18 protein-coding genes are annotated in these 17917 nt (G+C 61.1%); 10 read left to right on the top strand and 8 right to left on the bottom strand.

What is annotated here, in order from left to right:
* Nucleotides 1–147: 147 nt before the first annotated feature.
* Complete coding sequence (locus tag F7R06_RS25160) at nucleotides 148–933, bottom strand: enoyl-CoA hydratase (protein WP_090323712.1); 786 nt, start codon at nucleotides 931–933, stop codon at nucleotides 148–150.
* A gap of 141 nt (nucleotides 934–1074) precedes the next feature.
* On the opposite strand from F7R06_RS25160, the gene F7R06_RS25165 reads away from it, so the two are divergent.
* The 10 genes from F7R06_RS25165 (at nucleotide 1075) to F7R06_RS25210 (ending at nucleotide 12472) form a co-directional block, all read left to right on the top strand.
* Nucleotides 1075–1860 carry an SDR family oxidoreductase gene (locus tag F7R06_RS25165; protein ID WP_090323711.1) on the top strand — a complete coding sequence of 262 codons (786 nt, stop codon included), beginning with the start codon at nucleotides 1075–1077 and terminating at the stop codon, nucleotides 1858–1860.
* Nucleotides 1861–1916: 56 nt separating this feature from the next.
* Nucleotides 1917–2885: a bifunctional MaoC family dehydratase N-terminal/OB-fold nucleic acid binding domain-containing protein gene (locus F7R06_RS25170; protein ID WP_090323709.1), complete on the top strand. Its 969-nt coding sequence runs from the start codon at nucleotides 1917–1919 to the stop codon at nucleotides 2883–2885.
* 8 nt (nucleotides 2886–2893) lie between these two features.
* Nucleotides 2894–4027 (top strand): acyl-CoA dehydrogenase family protein, encoded by a 1134-nt coding sequence (locus F7R06_RS25175; RefSeq protein ID WP_090323708.1) that lies wholly within the window; start codon nucleotides 2894–2896, stop codon nucleotides 4025–4027.
* The gene (locus tag F7R06_RS25180; protein ID WP_090323706.1) at nucleotides 3999–4418 is read left to right on the top strand and encodes a MaoC family dehydratase; all 420 of its coding nucleotides are present in this window, start codon (nucleotides 3999–4001) and stop codon (nucleotides 4416–4418) included. Before F7R06_RS25175 ends, F7R06_RS25180 begins: the two co-directional genes overlap by 29 nt.
* Nucleotides 4419–4435: 17 nt before the next feature.
* Entirely contained in the window at nucleotides 4436–5614 is a 1179-nt protein-coding gene (locus tag F7R06_RS25185) for a lipid-transfer protein (protein ID WP_090323705.1), read from the top strand.
* A 10-nt stretch (nucleotides 5615–5624) separates the two neighbouring features.
* Entirely contained in the window at nucleotides 5625–6794 is a 1170-nt protein-coding gene (locus tag F7R06_RS25190) for an acyl-CoA dehydrogenase family protein (RefSeq protein ID WP_090323703.1), read from the top strand.
* 62 nt (nucleotides 6795–6856) lie between these two features.
* Nucleotides 6857–8062 carry an acyl-CoA dehydrogenase family protein gene (locus F7R06_RS25195; RefSeq protein WP_090323702.1) on the top strand — a complete coding sequence of 402 codons (1206 nt, stop codon included), beginning with the start codon at nucleotides 6857–6859 and terminating at the stop codon, nucleotides 8060–8062.
* Entirely contained in the window at nucleotides 8059–9201 is a 1143-nt protein-coding gene (locus F7R06_RS25200; protein ID WP_090323700.1) for an acyl-CoA dehydrogenase family protein, read from the top strand. The genes F7R06_RS25195 and F7R06_RS25200 overlap by 4 nt, the downstream gene beginning before the upstream one ends.
* 113 nt (nucleotides 9202–9314) lie before the next feature.
* Nucleotides 9315–10997 (top strand): class I adenylate-forming enzyme family protein, encoded by a 1683-nt coding sequence (locus tag F7R06_RS25205; RefSeq protein WP_090323698.1) that lies wholly within the window; start codon nucleotides 9315–9317, stop codon nucleotides 10995–10997.
* Nucleotides 10998–11089: 92 nt separating this feature from the next.
* Entirely contained in the window at nucleotides 11090–12472 is a 1383-nt protein-coding gene (locus F7R06_RS25210; protein ID WP_174552483.1) for a DUF1329 domain-containing protein, read from the top strand.
* Between the two features lie 73 nt (nucleotides 12473–12545).
* On the opposite strand, the gene F7R06_RS25215 is transcribed toward F7R06_RS25210, so the two are convergent.
* The 7 genes from F7R06_RS25215 to F7R06_RS25245 all read right to left on the bottom strand — a co-directional run bounded on the left by F7R06_RS25215 (nucleotide 12546) and on the right by F7R06_RS25245 (nucleotide 17916).
* The gene (locus tag F7R06_RS25215) at nucleotides 12546–13001 is read right to left on the bottom strand and encodes a nuclear transport factor 2 family protein (RefSeq protein WP_090323694.1); all 456 of its coding nucleotides are present in this window, start codon (nucleotides 12999–13001) and stop codon (nucleotides 12546–12548) included.
* 85 nt (nucleotides 13002–13086) lie between these two features.
* A complete protein-coding gene (locus F7R06_RS25220; protein WP_090323692.1) occupies nucleotides 13087–13878 on the bottom strand; it encodes an SDR family oxidoreductase in 792 nt (263 codons plus the stop codon).
* 40 nt (nucleotides 13879–13918) lie between these two features.
* Complete coding sequence (locus F7R06_RS25225) at nucleotides 13919–14386, bottom strand: SRPBCC domain-containing protein (RefSeq protein WP_090323690.1); 468 nt, start codon at nucleotides 14384–14386, stop codon at nucleotides 13919–13921.
* A 20-nt stretch (nucleotides 14387–14406) separates the two neighbouring features.
* A complete protein-coding gene (locus tag F7R06_RS25230; protein WP_090323688.1) occupies nucleotides 14407–14862 on the bottom strand; it encodes a nuclear transport factor 2 family protein in 456 nt (151 codons plus the stop codon).
* A gap of 22 nt (nucleotides 14863–14884) precedes the next feature.
* Nucleotides 14885–15601, bottom strand: a complete 717-nt coding sequence (locus tag F7R06_RS25235; RefSeq protein WP_090323686.1) for an EthD domain-containing protein — start codon at nucleotides 15599–15601, stop codon at nucleotides 14885–14887.
* Between the two features lie 18 nt (nucleotides 15602–15619).
* Nucleotides 15620–16807 (bottom strand): sulfotransferase family protein, encoded by a 1188-nt coding sequence (locus tag F7R06_RS25240; RefSeq protein WP_090323684.1) that lies wholly within the window; start codon nucleotides 16805–16807, stop codon nucleotides 15620–15622.
* Nucleotides 16804–17916, bottom strand: a complete 1113-nt coding sequence (locus F7R06_RS25245) for a DUF1214 domain-containing protein (protein WP_090323682.1) — start codon at nucleotides 17914–17916, stop codon at nucleotides 16804–16806. The genes F7R06_RS25240 and F7R06_RS25245 overlap by 4 nt, the downstream gene beginning before the upstream one ends.
* Between the last annotated feature and the right edge of the window lies 1 nt (nucleotide 17917).

Genomic DNA, 17917 nt, shown 5'->3' on the forward strand with positions numbered 1-17917 from the left:
AAGGGCCGTCGGGCGCGATTCTCATCGAGGCGCAGGGTCGCCACCCAGACGCCGGATAGATGAAAGCAAGCCAAGCACGCATCGAAAACAGTATTGCAGAAATGGGGATATCCATAGATGTGGGAGCGGGCCTTGGGTGGCGAGCGCCTAGTGCCCCTCGAATTGCGCCGCGCGTTTGTCGATGAACGCCTGCATGCCCTCCTTTTGATCCCGTGAGGCGAACAGTAATGCATTGGCCTTGCGCTCCAGGGCCAGGCCGGCCTCCAGCGGGGCGTCCATGCCAGCGAGGATCACTTCCTTGATCTGTTCAGCGGCCAGCGCCGGCATCGCCGCGATGGCACGTGCCAGCTCCAGGGCATGGGTCTGCACCTGGTCATCGTCCACCAGATCGCTGACCAGCCCGGCGACCCAGGCCTCCTCGGCGCTGATGGGTTGCCCGGTGAGTGCCATGCGCATCGCCTTGACCTTGCCTACTGCCCGCACCAGCCGTTGGGTACCGCCGATACCGGGCATGATGCCGATGCGGATTTCCGGTTGGCAGAAGCGCGCGCTGCGCCCGGCGACAATCAGGTCGGCATGCATTGCCAGCTCGCATCCACCACCGTACGCGTAGCCGCAGACGGCTGCGATCACCGGTTTCGGACAGTGCTGGATTGGCCCCCAGACCCGCTCGGTGTGGCGCTTGTAAATATCGATAGCGCCCACCCCGGCCATGCTGTTGATGTCGCCACCGGCAGCGAACACCTTGTCACCGCCCGTCAGCACGATGCAGCGCACCTCGGGGTCAATCCCCAGCTCACTGAAATGACGCGACAGCAGTGCCTGCAACTCCAGGCTCAAGGCATTGGTCGCCTGAGGGCGGTTAAGCCGCAGCAAAGCCACGCCGGGCAGTGGGCGTTCGAGTAGAACCGATGCAGCGGATGAGTCGGACATGGGCATCCTCGATGACCTGACAAAGGGTGAATGGTCGCCAGTGTCCTGTTCGCGAGGTGAAACTTTCATCGTCCGTTCAGACGTAGTTTGACCCCGAGTTCGTCCCTAGAGTGACCCTTGTCAGTAGAAAAGGAGCACATGATGGAGCTGAATTCGGGTCTTGATTACAGCGGCAAGGTGGTGCTGGTTACCGGTGGCACCAAGGGCATCGGCGCCGGCATCGCGCTGGGGTTTCTGGCGGCGAACGCACGGGTGGTCGTCTGTGCTCGGCGCGAGCCTGAACAGGTGCCGACATCGGATGGCAAGCGCGCGACCTTCATTGCCGCCGATGTGCGCGACCATGATTCCCTGCAACGACTGTTCGCCACCATCGAGCGCGACTTCGGGCGCCTCGACGTGGTGATCAACAACGCCGGCGGCAGCCCTGCTGCCGAAGCGGCCACGGCTTCGCCAAGGTTTCACGAAAGCATCATTGGTCTGAACCTGACTGCACCGCTCAACGTCGCCCAGCACGCCAACCGGCTGATGCAGGCGCAAGCGCAAGGCGGTTGCATCGTCTTCATCGGCAGCATCAGTGCACTGCGCTCCTCGCCGGGCACCGCGGCTTATGGCGCGGCCAAGGCCGGGGTGCTGGCGTTGGTGCAATCGCTGGCGGTGGAGTGGGGGCCCAAGGTGCGGGTGGTCACTGTCAGTCCGGGGTTGGTACTGACCGAGCAGGCGCATCTGCACTACGGCTCCGAGGCCGGTATCGCTGCTGTCGCTGCCGGCATTCCGGCCGCTCGCATGGCGGTGGCCGATGACATCGCCAACGCCTGCCTCTTCATTGCTTCACCGCTGGCCAGTTACGCCAGCGGTTGCAACCTGCTGCTGCATGGCGGTGGTGAACGTCCGGCATTTCTTGGTGCCGCGCAGGTTCTGCCCACCTGATCGACCTATTGCGGCGACCGGGTTCGGTGGCCGCCTTCAATGTGAAGGAGACGACTTTGGCTGATCCACAATTGCTATCCAATGTGCGCGCGCTGGTGGGGCGCCAATACGGCCGCGTGTATGCCTGGGATGAGGTCAATGCCCCGATGATTCGCCAGTGGTGCGAGGTCATGGGCGTGGACAACCCGCTATACACCGACCCGGCTTTTGCCTTGGGCACCGAGCATGAGGGCTTGATCGCTCCGCCCGCGATGTTGCAGGTGTGGACGATGGAGGGTCTGCACGCCAACAACTATCCGTCGGGCTCCACCGACGAGAACCCTTATGAGGTTCTCAAGGAAATGGAAGCTTACGGTTATGCCTCGACCGTGGCGGTGAACTCCGAACTGAGCTTTACCCGCCCGTTGCGCCTGGGGGAAAAGCTCTACTACACAACCCGCCTGGATTCGGTTGGCGATGAGAAAACCACCGCCCTTGGTACTGGCTTCTTCGTCACCCTGGTGATGAGCCATTTCGTCGAAAAGGCCGGCGGCGATGAGCCGGTAGGTGAGTTGCTGTTTCGCGTGTTCAAGTTCCGCCCGGCCAATGTCCAGGCGCCCGCCAAAGTTGAAGCCGCAGCGGTCAACGCCAAGCGTCCGCTACCGGGTATCAGCGACGACACGCGGTTTTTCTGGGAGGGCTGCGAGAAGGGCCAGTTGCTGATCCAGCGCTGCACGGCGTGCCAGACCCTGCGCCATCCACCGGCGCCGGTGTGCATCGAGTGCCACAGCTTCGACTGGGACACCGTTGAGGCCAGTGGCCGCGCCACGCTGTATTCGTTCGTGGTGATGCATTACCCCGAAGTGCCGCCGTTCGATTACCCCAATCCCATCGGCCTGATCGAGCTTGCGGAGGGCGTGCGCCTGATCGCCGGGCTGGTCGGTATCGAGCGCGAGCAACTACAGATCGGCCAGCGTTTGCAGGTCGAGTTCCAGACTTTCGATGACCAGTTGACCCTGCCGTTGTTCCGCCTGGCAGAGGCATAGGAGCCACTATGGATTTCGAATTGAGCGAAGACCAGCGCGCCATTGCGCAAATGGCCGATGGCGTGTTTGTCGACCATTGCCATGACGACTACATGCGCCAATGGGACACCAGCGGCGAGCCGATGATGGCGTCTCTTTGGGCCTTGTGCATCGACACCGGGCTGCATGCCCTGGCCATTCCGGAAGAACACGGCGGCAGCGGCCTGGGCATGACCGAGCTGATGCTGGTGCTGCAGGCCCAGGGCAAGTCCCTGGCGCAGGTGCCGTTGTGGCGCCATCAACTGGCCGCTGCGACGCTGGCCCGTTTCGATGCCAGCGGCGGTGCAAGGTGGATCGCCAAGGCGGCGTCCGGCGAGGCGCTGCTGAGCCTGTCTGTCGATGGCCTGAGCAGTGCACTGGGCATCGAGTTGCAAGCGCAGCCGTGTGCCGAAGGCTGGATGATCAGTGGCCGGGTTGCGGCGTTGTCCCTGGGGGATCTGGCCCGGGCCGCACTGGTGTTGGTCCAGGCCGAGGGCCATCCGCGCATGCTGCTGCTCGACCTGTCGGCACCCGAAATACAACGGGTATCTGCAGTGCTCACCCACGGCGAAGCGGTGACCGACCTGCACATCGAAGGCTTGACCGTGGACGCTGCGGCGCTGTTGCCGGCCGAGGCTGTCGACTGGCTGGAACTGCGTAGCGTGGCGGCATTGGCTGCCTTGCAATTGGGGGTCAGCGAAGAGCAGATCCGCCGCACCGTGGCCTATGTCAGCGAGCGCCAGCAGTTCGAGCGCAGCATCGGCAGTTTCCAGGCCGTGCAGATGAGCATGGCCGACAACCATATCGCCATTGAAGCCTTGCGTACGGCGCTGTGGCAACTGACTTACCGCATCGACGCCGGCTTGCTGGCGCCCTGCGAAGCGTTGGCCACTGCCTGGTTGGCCTGTGAAGCAGGCCACCGCATCGGCCATGCCGCACAACACGTGCATGGCGGGATCGGCGTCGACCTGACGTACCCGATCCACCGTTTTCTCTATTGGAGCCGTGGCCTCTGTCTTGCCCTGGGGGGTTCGGCAGCAAATCTGGAACGCCTGGGTGACTGGCTCAACGATAACGACAAGCTGGGATGGAAATATGACCTCGAAGAACACCAAGCGCTTTGAAGACGTGCGCCCCGGCGAAGTGTTGCCGGAACTGGCGGTGCCAATCACGGTGACTCTGATCAACGGCGGGGCGATTGCCACCCGTGACTACTTCCCCGGCCACCACGACGCGGATGCGGCCCGTGTCTTGGGTTCGCCCCACGTGTTCATGAATATTCTCACCACCAATGGGCTGGTGCAGCTATTCATCGAGCAGTGGGCCGGACCACTGGCGAAATTCACCGCGCTGAAAATCAAGCTCGGCGCGCCGAACTATCCCGGTGACTGCATGACCTTCAGTGGCAGCGTTACCCGGGTTGATGCGGACACCCGCTCGGTGGAAATCACTTTGAGCGGCAAAAATTCCATGGGCAACCACGTGACCGGAACGGTCGCGCTGGTCCTGCCCTGACAGCCGGAGAGATACAGATGACTGATTCATCGATTTCCGGGCGTGCCGCGATCGTTGGTCTGGGTGCGACCGAATTTTCCAAGAACTCCGGACGCACCGAATTGCGCCTGGCGCTGGAGGCCACCTTGAGCGCGCTCAAGGACGCCGGCATTGATCCGAGCGAGGTCGAGGGTTTCAGTTCCTATTCCGTGGACAAGGTCCCGGAGTACGAAATTGCCCGTTTGCTCGGTTGCAAAGACGTGAAATTTTTCTCGCAAGTGCCTCATGGCGGCGGCGCGGCTTGCGGACCGGTGATGCACGCGGCCATGGCCGTGGCGACCGGGATGGCAAAAGTGGTGGTGGTCTACCGCGCCATGAACGAGCGCTCGTGGTATCGCTTCGGCACCGGCAGCTATGGCTTCGCTTCGACGCCGACCTTCGACAACGTCAACTACGGCTGGTACATGCCGCACGGTTTCCATACGCCGGCAGCCTGGGTCGGGATGTTCGCCCAGCGCTACATGCATACCTATGGCGCTACGTCCGAAGACTTCGGCCGGGTGGCGGTTGCCGCGCGGAATTTCGCCGCCACCAACCCCCAGGCTTTTTTTCACGGCAAGCCGATCACGCTCGAAGAACACCAGGCCTCGCGCTGGATCTGCGAACCGTTGCACTTGCTCGATTGCTGCCAGGAATCCGATGGCGCGGTGGCGATGGTCATCACCTCGGCCGAACGCGCCCGAGATCTACGGCACAAACCGGTGACCATCAAGGCTGGCTCTCAGGGCATCAGTCATGGTCAGCAGAGCATGACGTCGTTCTACCGCGAGGACATCACCGGGCTGCCGGAAATGGGTGTGGTCGCCCGCGAGCTGTATCGCCAGTCGGGCCTCGGTCCGGAGGCGTTCCAGACCGCGATTATCTACGACCACTTCACCCCGTTCGTGTTGCCGCAACTGGAAGAGTTCGGTTTCGTCAAACGCGGCGAAGCCAAGGAATTCATCCGCGCCGGGCACCACGCGCGTGGCGGCAAACTGCCGATCAACACCCATGGCGGACAACTGGGCGAAGCCTACATCCACGGCATGAACGGCATCGCCGAAGCGGTGCGCCAGGTACGTGGCACGGCGGTCAACCAGGTGGCGGATGTGCAGAACGTGCTGGTCACCGCCGGCACCGGCGTACCCACCAGCGGCCTGATTCTCGGCGCAGCCTAAGGAGCAGTATATGTTCGTCGACCTTACTCCCGAACAACATGCCCTGCGCCACAAGGTGCGGGACTATTTCCAGGCCTTGATGACCCCGGACATGCGCGACCAGTTGCGCGGCAAGGAAGGCGGTGATCTGTTTCGCCAGACCATCCGCCAGATGGGGCGCGACGGCTGGCTCGCGGTCGGCTGGCCCAAGATCCATGGCGGGCAGGGCTATTCGGCCACCGAGCAGTTGATCTTCTTCGAAGAAGCCAACATCGCCGGGGCGCCGCTGCCGTTCGTAACCATCAGCACCGTTGGGCCGGCCTTGATGTCCCACGGCAGTCAATTGCAGAAAGAACGTTTCCTGCCCGGCATCGCCGCGGGCGAGATCATGTTCGCCATCGGCTACTCGGAACCGGGGGCCGGCAGCGACCTGGCGGTGCTGAAAACCAGCGCCCGCCAGGACGCTGAGGGCTTCGTGGTCAATGGCAACAAACTATGGACCTCGGGTGCCGAATCGGCCGACTTCATCTGGTTGGCGGCCCGCACCGATCAGACCCAGGCGCGACACAAAGGCATTTCGCTGCTGATCGTCGACACCAAGACACCAGGCTTCTCTCACACCCTGATTCGCACCGTCGGCACTCCGACTGCGGCCACTTACTACGACAACGTGCGGGTGCCCAACGAGATGCTGGTGGGTGAGTTGCACGGTGGCTGGAAACTGATCACTTCGCAGCTGAATCACGAACGTCTCGGCCTGGGCACTTGGTCGGACAAGGTCGTGGCGCTGTTTCGCCGGGTTTACCTGTGGGCGCGGGCCCGCGATGAACAAGGCCGTCGGGCGATGGATAAAGCCTGGGTGCGCAGCTCGCTGGCCGAGTGTTATGCACGCCTGGAGGCAATGCGCCTGATCAACATGCGCATTGCCGCCGACCTCGAGCTCGACCGCATGAGCGTCGCGCTGAGTTCGACCACCAAGGTATACGGCTCGGAGTCGGCCATCGAAATCCTGCGCAAGCTGGCGGCGATCGCCGGTGCCAATGGCTCGATGCGCAGCGGTTCGGCGGCGACGCTGTTGCAGGGAGATCTGGAGTATGAATTGCGCTCTGCAACGACCCTGACCTTTGGTGGTGGCACGAATGAAATCCAGCGCGAGCTGATCGCCCAGTTTGGCCTCGGCATGCCGCGCACCCAACGCTGACCGTCCATCAAAAATAAAACGCGTACTCGCCCCGACACCGGGGCGAGTCGAAGGGGACATTCATGAGCACTATCGAGCAATTCCGGCATGAAACCCGGGCCTGGCTGGAAGCTAACTGCCCACTGTCGATGCGCACCGGCATGGCTGAAGGCGATGTGGTGTGGGGCAGTCAACATCCGCAGTTTCCTTCTGAAGACGCGCGTCTGTGGTTTGAGCGCATGCGTGACAAGCGCTGGTTCTGCCCCGAGTGGCCCGAGGAATACGGCGGTGCCGGCCTGAGCGATGAACAGCTGGCCGTACTGGAAAGCGAGATGCGTCGCCTCAAGTGCCGGCCACCGCAGATCAATCTCGGTATCTGGATGCTCGGGCCGGTGTTGCTGGCCTACGGCAGCGAGCAACAGAAACGCGATCTGTTACCGCCCATCGCCCGTGGCGAAGTGCGCTGGTGCCAGGGCTTTTCCGAGCCGAACGCCGGTTCTGACCTGGCCAGTCTGAAAATGGCCGCCCGTGATGCCGGTGATCATTTTGTGGTGGACGGCAGCAAGATCTGGACCTCCTACGGCGACAAGTCCGACTGGATGTATGCCTTGGTGCGCACCGACTTCAGCGCGCCGAAACACGAAGGTATCAGCCTGATCGTGCTCGACATGCGCAGCCCCGGAGTCACGCCGCAGCCGATCGATTTGATCAGTGGCAAATCGGCGTTTTGCCAGGTGTTCTTCGACGCCGTGAGAGTGCCCAAGAGCCAGTTGATCGGGCCGTTGCACGGCGGTTGGAATCTGGCCAAGTACCTGTTGCAGCACGAACGCAAGGCGATGTCGAAATTCGGTGAGTTCAGCCTGCCGTCGCACGTCGACCTGCTGGCCCTGACGCGCGAATACGTACCGGCGCCACAGACTCAGAGCGAACACGCATTGCACGCCCGGGCCTCGGCCTGTGCAATGAACGAGCATGCCTACAACCTGACCGTGCAACGCATGGGCGAAGAGGCGCGGGCCGGTGATGACATCGGCGGTCTGATGTCGATCATGAAACTGGTGCACACCGAACAGGAGCGCGACAAGTTCGAAGTCCTGCTCGATGCCATGGCCGGGCATGCCTTCGGCTGGGAGAGTACTGCGTTCAGCGAGCAGCAACTGTCGGTCACCCGATCCTGGTTGAACAGCTATGCGCTAACCATTTCCGGTGGGTCCTCGGAGGTCCAGCTGAACGTCATCGCCAAGCGCGTGCTGGGCTTGCCCGACGCCAAGAAAGGAGTCACCCCATGAGCCTGCGTTATAGCGATGAACAACGTTTGCTGGCCGATAGCGCACGGGACTTTCTCGCCGCCCGTAGCCCGGTAAGCGCCCAGCGGCGACTGCGTGATGAAGCGGTGGCCCTTGGTTTTGAACCGCAACTTTGGCGTGACGCCGTGGAGTTGGGCTGGAGCGCGATTCCGTTTCCGGAAGAGTTTGGTGGTCTGGATTTCGGTTGCAAAGGCCTGGGTCCGATCTTCGAATCAATGGGCCGCAATCTGTCTGCCACACCATTGTTGTCCAGCGTGGTACTCGGTGGTTCGCTGGTGCACCTGGCGGGCGACTCGACGCAGCAGACGCATTGGTTGCAAGCGGTCATCGGTGGCGAACGGCGCCTGGCGCTTGCCGTGGACGAACGTGCGCGCCACGACCCCAGCCGCATTGCTCTTGAGGCGAAGGTTGAAGGGCAGGGCTATCGCTTGCACGGCGACAAGTTCTGGGTGGTCGACGGCCTGGGTGCCGATGCCTATGTGGTGGTTGCTCGTACGTCCGGACAGCCTGGCGATACGCAAGGCCTCAGCCTGTTCCTGGTGCCGGCCGATACGCAGGGTTTGACCGTCAGCGCCTTGCCGCTGATCGATTCGCGCAACAGCGCACGCCTGCAACTGGATCGGGTGCAGGTGGGCAGTGAAGCGCTGCTGGGCACCCTGGATGAAGGCTGGACCGCGCTGGAAACCGTGCTGGATCGTGGCCGAACCTGCCTCGCGGCGGAGCTGCTGGGGATGGCCGAGCAATTGTTCGAGACCACCCTGGAATACCTCAAGACCCGCGTGCAGTTCGACACGGCGATTGGCACCTTCCAGGTCCTGCAACATCGCGCCGCACAGATGTACATCGACCTGGCGCTGAGCCGCAGCGCCCTGATGGCCGCACTGGCGGCTCTGGATGAAACCGACATCGATGCCGGGGTTCGCGCTCGATTGGTCAGCCTGGCGAAATGGAAGGCCGGCGACACGGCGATCAACGTAGCCAACGAAGCGGTGCAGATGCATGGCGGCATTGGCGTCACTGACGAGCTGGATGTCGGCCTGTACCTCAAGCATGTCCGCGTGGCCCAAAGCTGCCTCGGTGATCGGGATTTCCATTGCGAACGCTATTCGGCCAACGCGTAGAACCGCTGCAGGACGCTCCCTTTGGTGTAACCCGACCCTGTGGGGGCGGGCTTTCCCGCGATGACGAATGGGCTGCTGCTACGGGTCTTTAGGCTGTTCTGGAGAAAATAATAATGAGCATTGAACGCTGGCAAACCGCGTGGCGCGAGCTGATCGCCCCCGGTGCGCCGTTTGAAGTGGTGACGCCCGATGACGGCGCTCCACGCTACTTCCGTCACGCTGCGCACAATCTGCAGCAGGTGATGGACGCGGGCCGGGTTCACGGCGACCGTGAGTTCCTGGTCTGGCAGTCGCAACGCCTGACCTTCAACCAGTTCTTCGATCAGGCCGATCGCCTGGCCGGGCAGATGATTGCACGTCTTGGCTTGCAACCGGGGGAGCGGGTGGCCATTGCCATGCGCAACCAGCCGGCGTGGCTGGTGGCGTTCGCCGCGATCGTGCGCTGCGGCGCGGTGTGTGTGCCGCTCAATAGCTGGGGGCTGCGCGACGAGTTGCAGTACGCGCTGCAAGACAGCGGTTCACGCGTGCTGCTGTGTGATGAAGCACGCCTTGATACCTTGCACGAAGATCTGGCCCGTGAGCAGCGAGCCACGATTGTCGTCGGGGCCCACGAAGCAGCGTTGCCCGGGCACTGCCTGCGTTTCGAGGACTTGATCAGCGCCCCGGCATTGCCGTTGCCGGCGCTGGATATCGACCCCGACGCGCCAGCGCTGATCCTCTATACCTCGGGCACCACCAGCCGGGCCAAGGGCGCCGTGTCGAGTCACCGGGCAATCTCCCAGGCGCTGTTTGCCCTGGATTTCCAGAGCGCGTTTTGCGCCATGAGTTCGCCCGAACGTATCGGCGTGGTCATCAACAGCGGCTACCCGCCAACCACGCTGGCGGCGGTTCCGCTGTTTCATGTCAGCGGCCTGCATGCGCAGTTCCTGTCGGCGTTGCGCGGCGGCCGACGCCTGATGCTGATGTACAAGTGGGATGTCGAGCGCGCCATCGATCTCATTCGCGATGAACGCTGCACCCAGTTCAACGGGGCGCCGGTGATGATGCAGCAACTGCTGGCTTCACCGCGTTTTGGCAGCGAGCACACTGCCAGTCTGTTCGGGCTTGGGCTGGGCGGTGCTGCTTCGTCCGCCGGGGTACTTGAGGACATGCTCAAGCTCAAGCCCGACGTCATCGGCGGTGCCGGCTACGGCCTGACCGAAAGCAATGGCATCGGCGCTGCCATCGGTGGCGATCCGTTCGTGTACAAACCGGCGACAGCGGGCTGGGCGCTGCCGATAGTCGATATACATATCGGTGAAAGCCCTGACCAGCCACAGGCGGCGGGCACTCGCGGGGTGATCTGGTTGCGTTCGCCAACCTTGATGAGCGCCTACTGGAATCTGCCCGAAGCCACCGCACAAAGCCTGCGCGACGGTTGGCTCGACACCGGCGATATCGGCTACCTCGACGATGAGGGGTTCCTCCATATCACTGGCCGGGTCAAGGAGTTGATCAACCGCGGTGGCGAAAAGATTTCCGCCGCTGAAATCGAGACTTGCATTCTCGATATGCCAGGTGTCCTCGAAGCGGCGGCATTCGCCATCGCCGACCCGTTGCTGGGTGAAACGGTAGGGTTGGCCGTGCATGGCCAGGCATCGACGCTGCCTCAGCAAGCGCAGATCTGCGCATTCATTTCCGAGCGCCTGGCTGCCTACAAAGTACCGACGCAGGTCTATCGGGTACGCGAGCCGTTGCCACGCAATGCCACGGGCAAGGTGCTCAAGGCACAACTGCAAGAAAAGTTGGGCGCATAACGCTTCCTTAGTCTTTCCGGACGATGTTGGGGCCGGCAGAACACGAACAATGAGTCCATTCCACAAAGCCTTATCAGCGAAGGAGGCAATACATGAAAATAACAAGAACAGGTCTCATGCTCGCGGTCGCAGTCACAGCCAATAGCGGGCTGATGGGTAATGCGCAAGCCGAGGTGTCACCGCAGGAAGCCGCCAAACTGGGCAAGGAGCTGACCTGTGTCGGCGCCGAGCAAGCGGGTAACGCCGAGGGCACCATTCCGCCTTTCACCGGCAAGTACCTGGGCGAGGTGCCGGGCTGGAATCATGTGAAGTTCTCCGGTGACCAGCCGGTTGATCCTTACGCTGCCGAGAAGCCGATCCTGGTGATCACTGCGCAGAACATGAGCCAATACGAGTCGCACCTGACCGAAGGCCAGAAAGCCCTGCTGAAGAAGTACCCGACCACCTACAAGATGAACATTTACCCAGGCCATCGGGATTTCCGCTATCCGGATTACGTCTGCCGTCGCGCGATGGACAACGCACTGCACGCCAAGCTGGTCAACGACGGTGCAGGTTTCACTGGAATAGGCCAAGTGCCGTTCCCGATCCCCAAGAACGGCATGGAATTGCTGTGGAATCACCAACTGCCGGCACGTGCCTACACCGAGGAAAAAACCTCCGACCTGGCCTCGGTCCTGCCCAATGGCAGCATTGGTTGGGGGCGAGCCTACGCACGTAACCTGGCACTGGCCAACTCACCGATCGCCGACTCCAGGACGGAAGACAAGATTGCGGCCATGAGCAACAACATGACCCTCAAGCCGGCCCGCGACAACGGCACTATCAGCATTTCCCATGAGCCCTACAACTTCGGCACCGATGCGCGCCAGGCCTGGACCTACAGCCCATCGACCCGGCGCGTGCGGCAACTACCGGGCTATGGTTTCGATCAGCCGATGATCGGTACCAACGGCACCATGACCATCGACGAAGACCGTTTGTACAACGGTTCACCGGAGCGTTTCACCTGGAAACTCATCGGCAAGCGCGAGATTTACAGCCCGGCCAACGCGTTCAAACCTAATGCCGGGACCGTCAAGTACACCGACATGCTGACGCCCAACCATCCCAACCCCGATTTGATGCGTTATGAGTTGCGTCGCGTGTGGGTGCTGGAAGCGGATCTGAAGGAAGGCTATCGCCATGTCTATGGCAAGCGCGTGATGTTCATCGACGAAGACACCTGGAACGCCGTCATGTCCGACAACTACGATGCCCGTGGGCAACTGTGGAAGCACGCCATGGTCAACTACTACTACCACCCTGACATGAGTGGCTGGCAGGCGGGATCACAGTTCTTCATGGACTTGAACTCTGGCCAATACACCGGTTATGGCATGACTAACGAGTCGAAGAAGGGTCCGATCCTCAACGAAGGCAAATTCACCCCGGACCAGTACACCGCGGATGCGGCGCGGGCTATCGGGCGGTAAGCCCTGCTTCGTTGCAATGACAAAAGCCCCGTCGGATTCCGATGGGGCTTTTTTTGGACTGTCAGGTGGTCAGTCAGTTGATCGGCTGAGAGGTGATTGACCATTGGGCATCCAGTGGGCCGATCATCTCCAGCAGCCTTTTGTAACCGGTACGGAGGATGCGCCACTCACCTTGCATTTTGACGTAGTGATCCTCGTAGATTGCGCTGCCGTTAAGCAGGGTCTGTGCATCGAGGTTGATGAACAGGTCGTTCAGGTACCAAAGCCCTTTCGCTTCGTCACCGTTGACCTCGATTTCAGGGGTGTGGCCGTGGTGCATGCCGAAACGGCGGTTGGTGAAGTTGGAGCGGTAGAACTCAATGGCCTGCTCCAGCCCGTTGAGTTCGAATTGGTAGGTCGGGCTGTCGAAACTGATCTTCACATCAGGTGCCAGGATGTTGCGCAGCAGGTCAAGGTTGCAGGTATCGATACTTCGGAAATAACGGGCCTTGAGCTGTTTGATTTGCTCGATGGCAACGAGATCCATCATTTCAGTAATCTCCGGGGGAGGTGATGGTCACACGACCATTCTGTAAGTAGTTGAATGAGGCGACATCCCTGTCGCCTCGGGCTATTTAGCAAGGCAGAAAGTGACCGCCGTTGACATCCAGTTGCGCGCCGGTAATGACCTTGGCGTAGTCGCTCGCCAGGTACAGGGCGGCCATGGCGCAGTCACCGTCTTCGGGGATTTTGCGCAGCGCAATCTGTTGGGCGATCTGGTCGCTCAGCGACTCCATCGTGACGCCCAGGCGCTTGGCTTCGTTCTTGAAGTAACCGATCACCGGAGCGCCCCACATCCAGCCCATGAAGGTGGAGTTGACGCGGATACCGAACGGGCCGAGATCCTGGGCCAGGTATTGCACGGCGGTTTTCAATGCGCCCTTGGAGACGGCATAGCCGGATTCCAACTGGTTGGGGGTGCGAGTGGCCATGGTGTTGATCATGACGATGCTGCCCGACTTCTGTTTCTTCATCTGCGGCAGCACGGCTTGGGTCATGTGCATGGTGCCGAACAGGTTGACGTCCATCGCGTTGCGCCAGTCGTCCATTGCCGACTCGGAAGAGGTGCCCCAGGCGCCATGGGCGTAGGCGGAGTTGATCAGTGCGTCGATCCGGCCGAAGTGCTCGATCGTCAGGTCGGCGAGCGTCTGGCACTGTTCGGGCCGGGTAATGTCGGTAGGGACTTTCAGGATCGGCGTGCTGTAGCCAGCGTCGCGGACTGCTTTTTCGGCCTGATCCAGCTTGGCTGGCGTCCGCGCGGCCAACACCACGGCTTTGGCCTGGAACTCGGCGGCACGCACGGCCAGCTTGATGCCCAGGCCAGGACCAATACCGGAAATGATGACGACTTTATCTTTCAGCAACATGGCAATTACCTTCTTGTTTTTATGGTGGGAAATGGGCCGCTCAGACGCCGCTGGCGTGCAGTGTTTCGGCGCGGCGTTTGAGATCCAGGGCCATCTGGTCGAAACCGGCTTTTACCCAGGCACCGTGTTCACGCATGATGGTGTCCTGGTTCAGGCCCAGGAAAATATCAGTCGTAAAGTAGCGGCAGCGGTTGGCATCGATGGCCTGGATGTACTGATCGCGACGGGCGGCGTCCATGTTGTCCGGGACGGGACGCTGCTCCCAGGACAACAGCTGCTCGGGGTCGCAAGCCACGAGGTATTCGAAGACCGGAACGGTTTCACCGGTATCGGGGGAAAGGACCTGCATATGCACCTCGTCGCCGATCTGCAGGCCGCACCGAATGTTCGGACAGAAGCTGTTCCACTGGTGGTAATTGTCCAGATCGATGAGCACTTCCCAGACCACCCGGGCAGGGGCATTAATTTCCACCGTGTGGGAGGTCACTATGTTTTCCGCTTTGGCCATGACTGTCTCCTGTTGTGCATTCAGTTGATGGGTCTGGAGGTGATCTGCAGGTGTTCACTCAAGGGCTGTACGGTCTCGAGCAGGGTTTCATAGCCCGTCTCGGCGATCATCCAGCGCTCGCCGCGCTTGATGTAGCAATCCTGGTAGATCGCACTGCCGTGCATATGGGTGTTTTCCTCGAGGTTGATGAACACGTAGCTCAGGTACCAGAGGGCGGTGGCCTGGTCGCGATCGACTTCGATTTCCGGGGTGTGACCGTTGTGGCTCGCCAGGCGGGTCTTGGTGAATGAGGTTCGGTAGAAGTCCAGCGCATCTCCTAGGCCGTTGACGTGGAATTGGTAGGCTGGGCTTTTGAACGACAGGGCGACGTCTTCGGTGAGCATGCCCTGCAGCATCTCGAGGTTGCAGGTATCGATGGCGCGGAAATAGCGCGCCTTGAGCTGTTTGATCAGCTCGATTGCTTCTAGATCCAACATGTGAAGCCTCCTGGGGGGACACTCAGACACTGAGCTGGTACTCGCTAGTGAGGATGCAGTCGATCTTCTCGAAGTCGATGAATTTGCTGGTCGATTCGTACATGGCCTGCTGACGCCGCGCGCATTTTTCCGGGTCGCCCAGGGCGGCGAAGCATCCTTGCGGATTGCCGATGGCCTCGGGCGGGAAGTTTTCTTCGACGATGGCGTGCAGCACCGGCGCACCGCAAGAAAGCGCCCGAATCACGGTGTTTTGTCGGTAGCCGAAGATCGATTGCAGTGGATAGGCGTTGGGTCCGTGCCCATTGCGCCAGGTGTCGTACCAACGCTCGTAGCTCATCCGATCTGGCTTGTGCAGCAACGCCACCTGATTCATGCCAGGCGTGCGCTCGCCGACCGGCACCCGGTACCGGGCAGCACGGGCCTGGCGCTCCTCGGGGTAAGGCTCGGATTCCACCACCAGATAAGCCTCCAGGCGGCTGGTCAACGGCGCCACGAGTGCTTTGATGACGGGCCATTGCGAGGCACTGTCCAGCCACAACGAAAGCAGACCATCCAACGGCACGGCGCTATTGGTGATGCGCTGCGTGGAAGCGGCGGCCACAGTCTCATCGACCAGCATGACGCGAATGTTGTTTGCACCGGCTGCAGCCAGTGTGTCGCGTAGACCGAGCAAATCCGAACGCCATTGCTCGGCGCTGGGTTGTGGCGGCTTCCACAAGGTCAACATGATTTTTTCCATGAGTTCTCCAGCCTGCGTTCAGTGATTGAGGCTCAGATGACGGGCGCGATATTCGCTGTAGTCCTGGCTCATCTGCGCCTCGTTCAGACCGAAGCGTTCCAGGCTGTAGTCGTGGCTGGCACGTTTTTCCCGGCTGTTCTGTGAAAGCCAGACCTGAGCGTCGGCGCGGGCCTTGTCGGTAAGCGGCAGATTGGCAAAGGCGTAAACCCTTTCCAGCACGCGCATTGGTTGGGTCACGGTGTCGGCAAAGTTGATGTCGAGAAAACGCTCGGCAGCGTGTTGTTCACGGACCTGCATGGTGTGCCGAATGCCACGTGCCATGCGACTGTTCCACTGCTCGCCGGCGGCTTTCGGATCCGGGTTGTCGCTGTACATCTGCCACAGGGTGTGGGCCATGCTGGCCATGGAGGGGATCGTCTGAGTGGGATCGCGATGGGTAAAAATGACCTGCGCCTTGGGGAAAACATCGAGCAACAGGTGCAAGGTGTGCAAGTGCTGGGGCGCTTTCAGCAGCCAGCGCTGGCGCGCAGGTTCACCCCGCTGGTTTTTCTGCCATTGCAGGAACTGCAGCATTTTTTTCAGCTGGGTGTAGACCGGTCGCTGATCTTGTTGATCCAGCCAGCGGGTATAGCTGGGTACGTTGACGTATGCGTCCATGGCGCACATGAAGGAATGCTCCATGAGCATGAACTCCTCATCGCAGAGCATGGCGTCGAGCGGATGGATGGCGAGGATCTGTGGAATGGCTTGGGCCATCAACTCGACCTCGGCCCTGGCCTGGGCGATACGCTTGGCCGGCGCGGCCAGGGTTTCGTCTGCCAGCGGTGCCGGGTAGCGGGTCTCCCACCAGGCAGCCGAGTAAAAGCGCGGGTCAACCGCCAGGGTGCGCTGCAGCATGGTGGTGCCGGTGCGTGGCAGACCCAGGATGACCAACGGATCGTCGATCTGTATCTGGGTTATTTCCGGATGGCGGTTCAGGTAGTCCTCCATTACCAGACGGTTGACCAGTTGCCCCACCAGTCTTTCCTGCAGCAAATGCAGACCGGTTTTCGACAGCTCGGCTTCGGCAGCCAGGGCATCGAGTAGCGCCTGCAGCGCCTCGCGATAGGTGTCATCGCCAAAATTGCTCAGGCCATTGGTACGCGAAATCGCGCTGGCCAGCAGGTTATCGACGGTCAACTCGTTAATCAGGGCGTGTGCGCTCATAAGACCTCCGCGACTGCAGACACTTTTACAACCCGGGTGGTGGGGTGGCATTGCTCCTGGGCGCCGACCCAGCGCAGGCACAGGGTGCCTTGGCGTACGCCGGCGGTTTGAAGCCAGTTGCTTATCCCGGGGTCCAGCTCACTGAGTACCAGGGTCACTCCACCGTTATCGTCGTAGCGGGCCTGGTGCTTGTTGAAGCAGATTTTGTGGTAGCGGTAGTCCAGCGATTCCATCCAGTAGTTATTGATCTGCAAGTTCCAGAAGTCGCACTCCGGCACCTTGTCGATATGGATGACCAGCGCTTCATCGGCGCCCAGCGCCCAGTGCGAGTGGTAGTAGAAAATGTTCGGATCACCGCCCACTGACTGGCAGAGCGCCTGGTTGGCCGGGGGCAGTTGATTGCTGTGCGGCAGGTAGCTTTCGCTCCAGTCGGCGAACAACCTGGCGGTGTTCTCCACGAAGCTGGAGACCCGAGCCAGGCCTTGCTGAAAAGTTGCCGGGTCAAGGGCTTGCGGCCTGGCATCGGTGCCAATCCGTTCAATGCTCAGCTTGGCAGGCACTTCGATCCCACGGTCAAGAAACGTCTGACGCACGATCAGTGCGTTGGTGGTGTCTTCCATTTTCAGCCAGTTGCCAGGTTGCGGCTCGCGGCTGAGGGTGATTTCGAAGTAACCCTGGGCATCAACCTGTAACTGGCTGGCGTCGATGAAACCGGTCTGGATCAGGGTGCCGTCGGTTTCATACCCGCCTTTCTGGGTACCAAAGCTCAGGTAAGCGACACTGCCGCGCTGGCCTTTGATGCGATAGTCCAACGTGCCGTTCAGGCGCGAGTATTCATAGAGGTTGTCCGGGTTGTCGGCACCAATTTTAGCGGTCTCGTGTGAGGTCTTGAAGAAACTGGGAAATGCCGGATCGGCAAATTCGATGTGCATCTCCAGGCCAATGCGTAGCAAGCGCGTGAGGTAGCGGAAGCCTTCGGCGCGGGTGGCTGCATCGGCGGGTGCTTCGGGGCGCAGAATCTGCTCGCCGCAGCGCTTTAGGTGATCGCAGAACATGGCCCAGGTCTGGCCACTCAACAACTGTTGTTCGTCAATAGAGCTGATTGTCATT

It is taken from the genome of Pseudomonas moorei, assembly GCF_008801475.1.
In the GTDB taxonomy this organism is placed as follows: Bacteria; Pseudomonadota; Gammaproteobacteria; order Pseudomonadales; family Pseudomonadaceae; genus Aquipseudomonas; species Aquipseudomonas moorei.